Source organism: Dyadobacter sp. HNCC25DJ184, assembly GCF_056895215.1.
In genome coordinates this window covers 191,155-203,352 of the sequence record NZ_JBXHAQ010000011.1, presented here as the reverse complement: position 1 = coordinate 203,352, position 12,198 = coordinate 191,155, and the positions used below count along the sequence as shown (strand labels likewise).

Below are 12,198 nucleotides of genomic sequence, written 5' to 3'. Positions count from 1 at the left end.
ATGTTGTATATAAATATTTGATAATGAGCTATCTGTTGTGTTTGTTTTTAGGGTTGATTTACCAGCAACCGCGTGTTGAAGAGAACATAAGATTGACAGTAGTGGTGAAAAACATCCAGCATGCCCAAGGGAAATTATGGTTTGCTGTTAAGCGTCCTCAGGATGATTTTAAATCTGATCGACCTGAGATATACCAGATTTCGGATGTCAAATCGACCTCCAATTGCATCGTTCATTTTGATCTTCCGCCCGGCAAATATGCCGTGGCGGTATATCACGACCTGAATGATAATAAAAAACTGGACAAAAGCTTCATAGGTATACCCAAAGAACCTTACGGGTTTAGCAATGATTTTCGGCCACGCTTTTCGCCTCCCACGTTTAAGGACTGTGCATTTGACTTGAGTAATGCGAAGACATTGACAGTTCACCTCACCGATTAGAAGGATATTAGAAGTTTTTGGTGTATCGTCAGAACACTTTGATCAACAGCTTTTGATTGTTGATTTTGCCTAACTTTGCGGCATGAAAACTTATTGGAGATTACTTTCGTACGCAAGTCCGCTACGGAAGTTCGTCGCACCCTTCTTCGTCACGTCGTTCCTGGCTTCCCTTTTGGGGATCGTATATTTCAGTTTGCTTATTCCGCTTTTGGATGTTCTTTTCAAGCAGGTTGATACCCATATTGTGCCCAGTCAGCTCATAAAGCCAGCTTTTTCTTTCTCGGCTGATTATCCGAAAGGGCTGTTTAATTATTATTTCAACTCTTATATGGCCGAAAACGGTCGCCTGGGAGCCTTGCAATTTGTCTGTGTATTGATCGTTATCGCGGTATTCTTTTCGAATATATTCCGGTATTTGTCGTCGCGGTTTTTAGAGAACTTTAAGGTAAATATGGTATCCCGGTTGCGTCAGGCGGTTTTCGATAATACCGTAAATCTACATATGGGTTTCTTTTCCAATGAGCGGAAAGGGAATCTCATATCGCGTATTGTTACGGACGTTCAGGAAGTTGAAAATTCCGTCGCTAGTACCTTTTCGGCTGCTTTCAAGGAGATTTTTACTTTAATAATCTACCTCGTCACATTGTTCAGCATATCAGCCCAGCTCACCTTTTTTGCATTTCTTATTATCCCCATCACCGGTTCTTTCATTGCATTCATCGTGAAAAAGATGCGAAAGGATGCCAAGGAAGGCCAGAGCCGGTTAAGTGGATTGATCAGTTTGATGGATGAAGCATTTGGTGGAATGCGTGTGGTAAAAGGATTTAATGCGGAAGGGTTTATTAAAGATAAATTCAGTACCGAAAATAACGCTTACAAAAGAGCGATCCGTTCGATGGCTTATAAAAGGGAAATGTCGTCTCCTTTTTCTGAATTTATGGGAGTATCGGTCGTAGCGGCTATTTTGCTATATGGAGGAACGATGGTCTTGACAAATAATTCGTCTCTTGCTGCTTCTGAATTCATTACCTACATCGCGATATTTTCACAAGTAATGCGCCCGGCGAAAGAGATTTCCAATGCATTCAGCAATACCCAGCGAGGCGTTGCATCTGGTGAACGCGTACTGGAATTGGTCGATGCCAAGAATGTAATTGAAGAGAAAAAAGACGCGGTTAATCTGAAAGGCTTTGAAAGTCGGATCGAATTTAGAAATGTGGTGTTCGAATATGAGGCAGGCGCACCGGTTTTGAACGATATCAGTTTCACCATTCAAAAAGGAAAAACAATTGCTTTGGTTGGATCTTCAGGCGGAGGGAAATCCACCATCGCCGACTTGGTACCGCGTTTTTACGATCCAACGGGCGGTCAGATTTTAGTGGACGGCCATGATTTACGGGATATTACAACTGCCTCGCTGAGAAATGAAATGGGAATCGTGACGCAGGAGTCAATCCTTTTTAACGATACGATTTATAATAATATCCTTTTTGGGGCCGAAGCAACAGAGGAGGAAGTAATAAATGCAGCGAGAGTTGCAAACGCCCATGATTTCATCAGTGATCAACCGGAAGGATATCAAACCATGATTGGCGACCGGGGTAGTAAGCTTTCTGGCGGCCAGCGGCAGCGGATTAGTATTGCCAGGGCTATCCTCAGAAATCCAAGAATTTTGATTTTGGATGAAGCGACATCTGCACTTGATACCGAATCGGAAAAGCTGGTGCAGGAGGCACTTATGCATCTAATGGAGCATCGGACAGTGTTGGTAATCGCCCACCGGTTGAGCACGATCCAACACGCCGACGAGATCCTAGTTGTTAGTAATGGTAAAATAGTAGAGCGCGGAACGCACAATCAGCTTTTGGAACAGGAAGAGGGTTTTTATAGGAAGCTGACGATGATGCAGGGGATGTGAGTTAATTTTTGGTAAAATATAGAGTCAAAAAATCCTGGTTTTACGGCCAGGATTTTCTGTTATTATGGGACAATATCTATATCAAAATCCAAATAATCCGCCTCGTTTCTTACGTGTAGAAGTTGATTTTCCAAAAAGCATTCCAAATACTCCTCTCACCACCTCCCGGCCAATTTGTTTGGCGAGTGGCGATTTAAGAGCCTCCGAGATCATACTTGGTTCCTCCTTTTCGGCCTTGGCTGCTTTGGTTTGTTCTTGCAATTCTATTTCTTTCGAAGCATGCTCTTCCATTCTTCGCGTTAGCATTTCATATGCACTTTCGGGATCGACCGGGTCTTTATATTTCTGATATAGGTCTGAGTTTTGAACGTGCTGTTCGTAATCCGCCTGTGTCATCGGTCCCATAATAGACGCCGGGGGAACGAGGTGGGTGGCTGCAACTTCGGTTGGTATACCCTTTTCGTTCAATACTGTGATGAGTGCCTGTCCGATTCCCAGCGTGGTCAAAATTCGATCAATCGTGTAATAATCTGATTTGGGATAAGTTTTGACAGTTTGTTTTAGTGCGTCAGCGTCCTGAGGAGTAAATGCTCTCAAAACGTGCTGTACGCGGTTTCCCAATTGTGATAATATAGATACCGGGATGTCCTGCGCCATTTGTGTACAAAAGAAAACCCCAACGCCCTTGGATCTGATCAGCCGCACGACTTGCTCGATCTGGTCGAGAAACGCTTTTGGCGCGTCGTTGAAGAGTAAGTGCGCCTCGTCGAGAAAGAAAACCAGTTTTGGTTTGTCCAAATCTCCCGCTTCCGGAAGTTTCTGATATAGTTCAGCCAGAAGGCTTAACATAAATGTTGAGAACAGAGCCGGCTTGTCTTGCACATCCGAAATATTGAGCAGGCTAATCACGCCCTGCCCGTCCACCTTGTTAATCAAATCATCAATATCAAAGGACTTCTCTCCAAAAATAGAGCTTACGCCCTGTTGCTCCAGTGCGACAATTTTTCGCAAAATTGTGCCAGCAGTTGAAGACGATATGGTTCCGTAGTCAGATTTGATTTCTGCTGCGCCAGGCCCTTCCGACAGATAACTTAATACCTTTTTCAGATCATTGAGATCAACCATGGGCAGGTCTTTGTCGTCGGCGTATTTGAAAAGTATCGACAAAACCCCTGACTGAGTGTCATTGAGTTCCAGGATTTTAGAAAGCAGGATAGGCCCAAATTCGAGAATAGTTGCCCGCATCTGTGATCCCTTATTTCCACTTAAGGAGTACAGTTCAACCGGAAAGCCGGTAGGGCGAAAGTCGATACCGAGTGCTGTGGCTCTTTCCTGAATGGCCTCGTTGGATGTGCCGGGCATGGCTATACCGGATAAATCGCCTTTGATATCCGACATGAAAACAGGCACACCCGCTGCTGAAAGCTGTTCAGCCAATACCTGAAGGGTTCTTGTTTTTCCGGATCCCGTTGCTCCTGCGATCAATCCGTGGCGATTCATCATCCTCAAAGGAAGGTTAACCCGCGCTTCGGAGAGGATTTCTCCGTCTAAAATGGCCGAACCAAGATGAATTGAAGGTTTGTCTGTTTTATAAGATTTTTGAATAGATGCGATGAACTGTTCTTTGGTAGACACTTTGATGATATTTAGTGATGTGATCGACTGCTTATATGTTACTCAATTTTACAAAAAAAGAATTAATTAATGTGGTGACAGTTCCATAGAATATACAAATTTGATAATTAAATTATTGTAATATTTGGCATAAATATGGGGCGAAATTACGATATTTTAAATTATACAAAGAAAGAATATAGATATTCGTATAATATTATGTTGGCAAAATATTATTAGGTATTTTGACTGATATGCCATATAATTGACTTGGTAATTTTTTATTTACAACTTTCAGTGACCTATGTTAAGCCGCGTTGCTAATTCTATCTATTGGATGAACCGTTATATAGAACGCGTTGAAAATTATTCGCGTTTTGTAAGTGTTAACTTTAATCTGGCTTTAGACCTTCCTCCTGACGTTTCGGAACAATGGGAACCTTTGCTAATTGCAACCGCAGATCACTACCTTTTCTATAAGTATTACGAAAAACCTACGAAGGAAGATGTGATCCATTTTATGACTTTTGATAAGCGGAATCCAAATTCTATTATCAGCTGTCTATATGAAGCCAGGGAAAATGCGCGAACAATTCGTGAGACGATCTCCAAAGAAATGTGGGAAAGTATCAATACGTTTTATCTGGAAATAAAGGGTACTTCCCCGGACGATTTCCGGAATATGGATCATATGTATCGGTATTTTACCGACATCCGTAAAAATTGTCAGCTTTTCCATGGGGTAGTGGATGCGTCTATTACAAGGAATGAGGCATGGCACTTTGGGAGGCTTGGAAGGCATATTGAAAGAGGGGATAAGTGTTCGAGGTTTTTGGATGTTAAGTACTTCACCTTGCAGCAGGATACAAGTACGCCCGGTTCAACGCTTGACATGATGATATGGACGGCTGTTCTGAAATCGGTTAGTGCATATAACATGTACCGTCAAACTCATCTGGCCCTGACGCCGATGAATATTGTTGCATTCCTTATTTTGGATAAGCAGTTTCCAAGAGCAATTGCACATTGTGTACGCCAGGCAGAGTTGTCGCTGTACGCCATAACCGGATCTACACCTGAGTCAGGATATAGAAGTTTGGCAGAAAGATCCATAAGCAAATTGAGGAGCGAACTTGACTTCATGGAAGTTGAAGACGTTTTCAAAATGGGCCTTCACCAATTCCTGGACAAATTCCAACTGAGCAATAACGATATTGACGCTGCCATTTTTGACCTTTATTTTGGTCTGGAAACGGATCATGCGCAGTCGCAGTCACAGCGGCAGGTTTCGGATTATACCAAAAGTCAATGGGTGAACAGATAAACTTTTATAACTTAGGGTCTAGTAATTCAGGTTTATCGTAATTCCTTCATGACGTATTGTTTAGGTATAAAAGTAGCCAGTGGCCTGGTGGCCATTGCTGATACAAGGTTAACTTCCGGAACAGAAGTATCAACAGACAAAAAGGTTTCTATTCATCAGCTGGAAAAGCATTCTATGTTTATCATGACGTCCGGTCTCAGGTCGGTGCGTGATAAAGCGATCACTTATTTTAAGGAAGTATTAGAAGAACGGGATGCCACTTTTGATAAACTCTATAAGGCAGTAAATGCCTTTGGGACGCAGGTCAGGAGAGTGGCGGAAGAGGACAGGAACTCACTCAATCAGGCTGGACTTGCGTTTAATTTGTTTGCTATAGTTGGAGGCCAGCTTGAGAAAGATACCGAGCATAAGCTATTTCTACTCTATCCTGAAGGTAATTGGGTGGAGGTTGGTGAAGGTTCTCCCTTTATCATTATTGGAAATTCCGGATACGGTAAACCTCTTTTATATCGGAGCCTCAGGTCTACTTCAAGTATGCAGGATGCATTAAAAATTGGCTTTTTGTCGTTTGATTCCACAAGAGTAAGCTCCAATGACGTAGATTATCCGATTGATGTCGTAATGTATGAAAAGGATTCTTTTCACTTAACCGAACACAGGTTTGAGAAGGATGATCTGGATTACGTCGCGAAACAATGGGGAGCTCTGTTGAACAATTCTGTTCAAAAATTGCCCATTGAATGGATGGACGCAGTACTAGGTAAAATGGAGTCGGTGCACTAAAAAGAGCACTCGGAATTTCGAATATTGCAGATTAAGATGGTATTAGTTCTATTTTGATAACAAAGTCAATTGGATCCGGAATGTAGAAATGGATGGTCGTCCTTCGATACTTAAAATGCAAGTCTTTAAATAAAAAGGACCGACGCCGCTGGATTTTTTAGTACTTTTGTCAGGCATATTAAAAGAGTAATTTTAGAACCGTGACGTTAATCAAATCTATCTCAGGGATCAGAGGAATTGTGGGAGGAAAATCAGGCGAGGCGCTGACTCCGATTGATGTTGTTAAGTTTGCAGCCGCATATGGTACTTGGTTGCGACGTTCAAATCCGGATAATTTCAGAGTAGTAATAGGAAGAGATGCCCGGCTTTCCGGCGAGATGGTGACCCGTCTCGTGGCAGGAACGCTTCAGGGAGTTGGCCTGAATGTTATAGATTTGGGGCTATCTACGACCCCAACTGTTGAAATAGCCGTCGTTGCTGAAAATGCAGCAGGTGGTATTATTTTGACAGCAAGCCACAATCCAATTCAATGGAATGCGCTAAAACTGCTAAACGGTAGCGGAGAGTTCATATCAGAAGAAGAGGGCGCGGAAGTTTTGCGTATCGCTGATGAAGAGGATTTCATTTTTGTGGACGTGAAAAAGTTGGGTCAATACAAAACCGACGATACGTATTTACAAAAGCATATCGATCATGTTGTGTCTCTGTCTTTGGTAGATGTAGAAGCAATCAGAAAAGCCAATTTTAAGATCGTAGTTGATGCTGTTAATTCCTCAGGCGGGATTTTTGTCCCAAAACTGCTGGAAGCTCTTGGCGTTGACCCGAAAAACATCAAGGAACTTTACTGCGAACCTACTGGTAACTTTGCTCATAATCCGGAACCACTTCCTGAGCATTTACGGGAAATCAGCAAGCAGTTGGAGCAAGGCTCATATAACCTGGGGATAGTGGTGGATCCAGACGTTGATCGTCTGGCATTGATGTGCGAAGACGGAACTCCTTTTGGTGAAGAATATACGCTGGTATCTGTGGCAGATTTTGTATTGAAAAATACACCTGGTAATACAGTGTCCAATTTGTCATCCACAGCCGCTTTGAAAGATATTACTGTGAAAGCAGGAGGAGAGTATTTCGCTTCTGCGGTAGGTGAGGTGAATGTGGTGACCAAAATGAAGGAATGTAATGCCGTTATTGGCGGCGAGGGCAACGGAGGCATCATTTATCCAGAAAGCCATTACGGTCGTGATGCACTGGTTGGGATAGGTCTATTTTTGACCAATTTGGCGAAGTTCGGCAAATCGGCATCGATTTTGCGCAAAAGCTACCCGAATTACTATATCTCGAAAAACAAAATTGAGCTGACATCTGATATCAACGTCGACAATATTTTGTCCCGGATTCAGAGTAAATATTCCAAACAGCCGATTAATACCATCGATGGCGTAAGAATCGAATTCGATAAAGAATGGGTTCATTTGAGAAAATCAAATACTGAGCCGATCATCAGAATCTATTCTGAATCAGACACCCATACTACGGCTGCGAGCCTTGCAAAAAAAATAATTTCAGATATTAAGGAGATCATTTCGGAACCAAAGGTTCGATAAATCACTTCTTTTTCCGGAGCATGAGCGAAATGATATTTCATTGTTTCGCTCATATTTGTTTTATAATTAGACGATTAACCAAAGTTTCTTTTTCAAAGAACATAGATAAAAAATCTATGAATATATATTTTGACAACGCTGCCACAACGCAGCTCGACCCGGAAGTAATTGAGGCGATGATTCCTGTGATGAGGGGACAATACGGCAATCCTTCATCGATTCACGCATTTGGCCGTGCAGCCAGATCCGTAATTGAAAAAGCAAGAAAGAGCATCGCTTTGACGCTTAACGCATCTCCCGCGGAGATTTTTTTTACTTCAGGTGGAACTGAGGCAGACAATACCGCTATTCGTTCAAGTATTGAAACCTTTGGTTTAAAGCACGCCATTACCTCCAAAATCGAACACCATGCGGTTTTGCATACTTTGGAACACTTGGCAAAAACGGGTTTAATCGAGCTCAGTTTTTTAAATCTCGATGAAAAAGGAGAGGTGGATTTGCAGCATTTAAAAGAGCTTCTGGAATCAAATCCAAGATCGCTGGTTTCCTTGATGCATGGGAACAATGAGGTTGGAAATTTACTGGATCTTCAGGCTGTAGGGGATTTATGTGAAGCATATCATGCTATATTTCATTGCGATACTGTGCAAACCATGGCGCATTATCGTCATGACTTACAAGCTATAAAGCCGCACTTTATCGTCGGGGCAGCGCATAAGTTTCATGGACCGAAAGGCGTAGGTTTTTTGTATATCAGAGCTGGTACAAAAATCAATTCATTTGTGCATGGCGGTGCGCAGGAACGGAATATGAGAGGCGGAACTGAAAATGTATATGGTATAGTCGGCCTGGCAAAAGCGCTCGAAATTGCCTATCGGAATATGGACGAGCACAGAAGCCATATAAAAGGTTTGAAGCAGCGAATGATTGACCAACTTACAGAAAAGATTGAAGGGATTGAATTTAATGGTAACTCCGGCCAGATCGATAACAGTTTATATACTGTATTGAGTGTTAGTTTGCCGCCTTCCGATATCAGTGATATGCTCTTATTTAATCTGGACATTGCGGGAATAGCTGTTTCCGGAGGAAGCGCGTGTTCGAGCGGAACAGATGTAGGCTCACATGTACTTACTGAGCTGGGTGTAGACCCGGCGCGGGCGAATGTCAGATTTTCCTTTGGAAAATATAATACGATTGAGGAGGTTGATTATGCTGTGAACGCGCTCGTTGATATCTACCAGCGGGAAAAGGCAATGATATAAAATTCTTAAAATTGAAATATCAAAAAGCAGGCTTAGCGGTCTGCTTTTTATTTGTGCCAACGCTCGGCAATTTTCAAGGTATATTTCAAGAAATCTCCGATCCCTTTTTCATATATCACATTGCCCTTTGAAGTGCCGTCTGGTTCAAGATTGGAGGCAGTTTCATGAGATTCAAAAAGCTTCGGAGAGACGATAGAATGCACATTCAGGAAGCTGATCAGCTTATTGACCATCCTGGTAATCTCCAGACATGGAATTCTCCCACCCCGACCACTTGATACACCCACAAATGCAAATGCCTTATTATCGAAGAGGTAGGCAGTCGCGTCATTTCCCAGTTGATGCAACGTGTTGATCAACTCGCCACTCGTTATCCAGTTGTACTCAGGCACGACGAAAATTACCAACTCAGCCGCCTTCCATTTATCAATCAGCTCAGTTTGAAAAGCAGAAAGGTTAGCAAGATCCAGATCACCACGACCAACCATCGGGATATCGACGCCAACAAAGCTGAATATCGATGTTTCGTGGGCAGTTCCATTTAGCTGTGCTTTGATATATTGAGCAACTTTAATTGAATTACTATCAGGACGCGGTGAAGTGGATAATATGGAAATTTTCATATTTGTGGTTTTCCTTCTAAAGTATTGGAGTGGGTAATAGGGCTTAAATCAAGCAGTTTTGATGATATCTTCCAGCGTTTCAATCCAAATTGGGCTGTCGTTCAGGCTTTCCACCAGCTGCCAGTGTTCCCCTCCTTCTTTCTGGAAAAGCTCTTTGTATTCCTCACCCACCTCGATTGTGGTTTCAAGACAATCTGCCACAAAAGATGGAGAAAATGCCAACGCTTTTTTAACACCTTTTTTAGTTAATTCAGGAATTACTTCATCGGTATACGGCTTGATCCAGGGAGTTTTACCCAGCCTGGACTGAAAGCAAGTGGTATACTTTCCTTCAGGTATTTCAAGTGCTTTTACAAGCAGGCGCGTAGTTTCGAAACATTGAGCGCGATAACAATGCTGATTTTTATGATCCAGTTTGTCGCAGCAGCTTCCGAATTGACAAATCTGCGCAACATCACCTTTGGTAATTTGACGCTCAGGAAGCCCGTGGTAGCTGAATACGAAATGATCGTAGTCCATTTTGGCCATATAGTTTCTGGCCAATTGAGCAAATCCTTCAATGAATTTTGGATGATCCAAAAATCTGTTAGTAAACTTGATTTCCGGTAAAACTTCCCAATCCTGAACCACACGCATTACTTCCTTATATACAGAACCTGTTGAGGCGGAGGCATATTGAGGGAAAAACGGCACGACTATAATCTCGGTCAGGCACTCTTTTCTCAACTCTTTCAGGGCACCTTCTATCGAGGGACTTTGATATCTCATTGCCAGTTTGACAATGAACTTCTCTCCAAGTACTTTCTGGAGCTTCTCCTCAACCGAATATCCATATATTTTAAGAGGAGACCCTTCTTCCAACCAGAGCTCTTTGTAAATTTTAGCGGATTTTGGCGCACGAAAAGGTGCGATAATCAGGTTAATAAGCAACCAGCGATTGATAAATGGTATATCAATTACACGCTCATCCATCAAAAATTCACGTAAATATTTACGTACATCGGGAACGGACGGACTATCCGGTGTACCGAGGTTTACAATAAGTACACCTGTTTTTTGAATAGAAGGATCTTCGGAAATACTGCTTTTTCTCAACGTTTCGTAATTCATGATTTAATATTTCTGAGTCGATATGGCTTTCGTTCTGCCGACTTCAATTAGCTTGGTAATATTTTGAGGCAATTACAATCCAACGATTATTTCTCGCAACACAGCCTGAGCCGACCATTCTCTGTTAGCAGCCTGGTCGATCACTAAGGAGCGTGGCCCGTCCAAAACTTCGTCAGCCACCTTCATGTTTCTACGAAGGGGCAGGCAGTGCATGAACTTTCCATTATCAGTCAATGACATTTTTTGCTCTGTCACCATCCATGAAGGATTACTTGTCAAAACCTGGCCATAGGACTCGTATGACGACCAATTTTTGCCATATACGAAATCCGCGCCTTCAAAAGCTTTGTCCTGATCATATATCACCTGTGCATTTCCTCTGAACTGGGGAGCTAGGTCATATCCTTCAGGATGTGTAATTACAAACTCCACGTCCGACTTATTCATCCACTCTGCAAAACTGTTAGCAACAGCTTGAGGAAGTGGTTTGAAATGTGGCAACCAGGTAAGTACGACTTTCGGACGTTCCTTTGTTTTAAATTCTTCAATCGTAATACAATCAGCCAGCGATTGCAACGGGTGGCGTGTCGCCGATTCCAGATTTACGATCGGAACATTGGCATATTTCTTAAATTGCTCGAAAACAATCTCTTTGTAGTCTTTTTCACGATCCTGAAGCCCGGCAAAAGACCGGATTCCGATAATATCGCAATATCTGCCGATTACCGCGGCAGCTTCTTTTACATGTTCCGCCTTATCTCCATTCATGACCACACCTTCCTCCATTTCCAGTCCCCAACCATCTTGCCCAACGTTCATCATGATAACGTTTAATCCAAGATTCTGAGCCGCTTTTTGCGTGCTAAGACGTGTCCTCAAACTTGAATTGAAGAACAAAAGACCGATTGTTTTGTTCTTGCCAAGCTCCTGATCGCCGAAGGGATTTCTTTTGGAAACTATACCACTTGTAACTAGTTGGTTAATATCTGTTACGTCGTGTATGGATAGAAAATGTTTCATTCTTGTGTAATGTTTAAACGCAGAGTTTAGAGAGGTTACGCTGTGTTCGAAGAGTTAAAATTTTAATAAGATCCTTCCTTGGTTCAAAATTTGTTTACAATTCTTCTGATCCCGTCTTTCAACGAAATCACATTGAAATTGATTAGTAATCCCACTTTACATTTTGAAAGACGAAGATACGTGAGAGTTTGTGCAAAATATACGTCATTTAAGGCTTCGACAGATTTTAATTCTATTATTACCCTATTCTCAACCATTAAATCAATTCGGTATCCTGACTCCAAAGTTATAGCTTTATAAACCACAGGTAGCCCCTTCTGTTTCTCTACCAATAATCCTTCCTCCTGTAGTTCATAAAACAAACACTCAGTGTAAACAGATTCTAAAAGACCCGGTCCAAGAGCAGAATGAATTTTAAAAGAGCACTTTAAGATAGGCTCAGTGATATTATTTTCTGTCAATTCGTATTCTTTGCCTGAATTCATTACTCG

The 12,198-nt window shown here is 42.1% G+C and carries 11 protein-coding genes; 6 read left to right on the top strand and 5 right to left on the bottom strand.

What is annotated here, in order from left to right:
- The first annotated feature begins 23 nt into the window (after positions 1-23).
- Together AC1XUD_RS17560 and AC1XUD_RS17555 are read left to right on the top strand one after the other, a co-directional pair.
- The gene (locus AC1XUD_RS17560; protein WP_483362341.1) at positions 24-443 is read left to right on the top strand and encodes a DUF2141 domain-containing protein; all 420 of its coding nucleotides are present in this window, start codon (positions 24-26) and stop codon (positions 441-443) included.
- Between the two features lie 82 nt (positions 444-525).
- Complete coding sequence (locus AC1XUD_RS17555; protein WP_483362340.1) at positions 526-2,361, top strand: ABC transporter ATP-binding protein; 1,836 nt, start codon at positions 526-528, stop codon at positions 2,359-2,361.
- Between the two features lie 81 nt (positions 2,362-2,442).
- Here AC1XUD_RS17555 and AC1XUD_RS17550 read toward each other — a convergent pair whose 3' ends face one another.
- On the bottom strand, positions 2,443-3,996 hold the full coding sequence (locus AC1XUD_RS17550) for a helicase HerA-like domain-containing protein (RefSeq protein WP_483362339.1): 1,554 nt from the start codon (positions 3,994-3,996) through the stop codon (positions 2,443-2,445).
- A gap of 283 nt (positions 3,997-4,279) precedes the next feature.
- On the opposite strand from AC1XUD_RS17550, the gene AC1XUD_RS17545 reads away from it, so the two are divergent.
- From AC1XUD_RS17545 to AC1XUD_RS17530, 4 genes are all read left to right on the top strand, one after another.
- Positions 4,280-5,299, top strand: coding sequence for an alpha-E domain-containing protein (locus AC1XUD_RS17545; RefSeq protein ID WP_483362338.1), 1,020 nt, complete (start codon positions 4,280-4,282; stop codon positions 5,297-5,299).
- Between the two features lie 48 nt (positions 5,300-5,347).
- The gene (locus AC1XUD_RS17540; RefSeq protein WP_483362337.1) at positions 5,348-6,082 is read left to right on the top strand and encodes a proteasome-type protease; all 735 of its coding nucleotides are present in this window, start codon (positions 5,348-5,350) and stop codon (positions 6,080-6,082) included.
- Between the two features lie 200 nt (positions 6,083-6,282).
- The gene (gene glmM, locus AC1XUD_RS17535; protein ID WP_483362336.1) at positions 6,283-7,689 is read left to right on the top strand and encodes a phosphoglucosamine mutase; all 1,407 of its coding nucleotides are present in this window, start codon (positions 6,283-6,285) and stop codon (positions 7,687-7,689) included.
- Positions 7,690-7,805: 116 nt separating this feature from the next.
- On the top strand, positions 7,806-8,954 hold the full coding sequence (locus AC1XUD_RS17530; RefSeq protein WP_483362335.1) for a cysteine desulfurase family protein: 1,149 nt from the start codon (positions 7,806-7,808) through the stop codon (positions 8,952-8,954).
- A gap of 47 nt (positions 8,955-9,001) precedes the next feature.
- Here the strand turns inward: AC1XUD_RS17530 and AC1XUD_RS17525 are convergent, their stop codons facing one another.
- The 4 genes from AC1XUD_RS17525 to AC1XUD_RS17510 all read right to left on the bottom strand — a co-directional run bounded on the left by AC1XUD_RS17525 (position 9,002) and on the right by AC1XUD_RS17510 (position 12,192).
- Positions 9,002-9,577, bottom strand: a complete 576-nt coding sequence (locus tag AC1XUD_RS17525; protein ID WP_483362334.1) for an NADPH-dependent FMN reductase — start codon at positions 9,575-9,577, stop codon at positions 9,002-9,004.
- Between the two features lie 48 nt (positions 9,578-9,625).
- Positions 9,626-10,687, bottom strand: a complete 1,062-nt coding sequence (hemH, locus tag AC1XUD_RS17520) for a ferrochelatase (RefSeq protein ID WP_483362333.1) — start codon at positions 10,685-10,687, stop codon at positions 9,626-9,628.
- A 72-nt stretch (positions 10,688-10,759) separates the two neighbouring features.
- On the bottom strand, positions 10,760-11,707 hold the full coding sequence (locus tag AC1XUD_RS17515; RefSeq protein WP_483362332.1) for an N-acetylornithine carbamoyltransferase: 948 nt from the start codon (positions 11,705-11,707) through the stop codon (positions 10,760-10,762).
- Positions 11,708-11,790: 83 nt separating this feature from the next.
- A complete protein-coding gene (locus tag AC1XUD_RS17510) occupies positions 11,791-12,192 on the bottom strand; it encodes a GxxExxY protein (protein ID WP_483362331.1) in 402 nt (133 codons plus the stop codon).
- Positions 12,193-12,198 lie beyond the last annotated feature (6 nt).

What these genes read in the sequence shown, in the direction of transcription:
- AC1XUD_RS17560 (WP_483362341.1), top strand. Translation starts at nt 24, where the DNA reads ATGAGCTATCTGTTGTGTTTGTTTTTAGGGTTGATTTACCAGCAACCG.
- AC1XUD_RS17555 (WP_483362340.1), top strand. Translation starts at nt 526, where the DNA reads ATGAAAACTTATTGGAGATTACTTTCGTACGCAAGTCCGCTACGGAAG.
- AC1XUD_RS17545 (WP_483362338.1), top strand. Translation starts at nt 4,280, where the DNA reads ATGTTAAGCCGCGTTGCTAATTCTATCTATTGGATGAACCGTTATATA.
- AC1XUD_RS17540 (WP_483362337.1), top strand. Translation starts at nt 5,348, where the DNA reads ATGACGTATTGTTTAGGTATAAAAGTAGCCAGTGGCCTGGTGGCCATT.
- AC1XUD_RS17530 (WP_483362335.1), top strand. Translation starts at nt 7,806, where the DNA reads ATGAATATATATTTTGACAACGCTGCCACAACGCAGCTCGACCCGGAA.
- AC1XUD_RS17525 (WP_483362334.1), bottom strand. Translation starts at nt 9,577, where the DNA reads ATGAAAATTTCCATATTATCCACTTCACCGCGTCCTGATAGTAATTCA.
- hemH (WP_483362333.1), bottom strand. Translation starts at nt 10,687, where the DNA reads ATGAATTACGAAACGTTGAGAAAAAGCAGTATTTCCGAAGATCCTTCT.
- AC1XUD_RS17515 (WP_483362332.1), bottom strand. Translation starts at nt 11,707, where the DNA reads ATGAAACATTTTCTATCCATACACGACGTAACAGATATTAACCAACTA.
- AC1XUD_RS17510 (WP_483362331.1), bottom strand. Translation starts at nt 12,192, where the DNA reads ATGAATTCAGGCAAAGAATACGAATTGACAGAAAATAATATCACTGAG.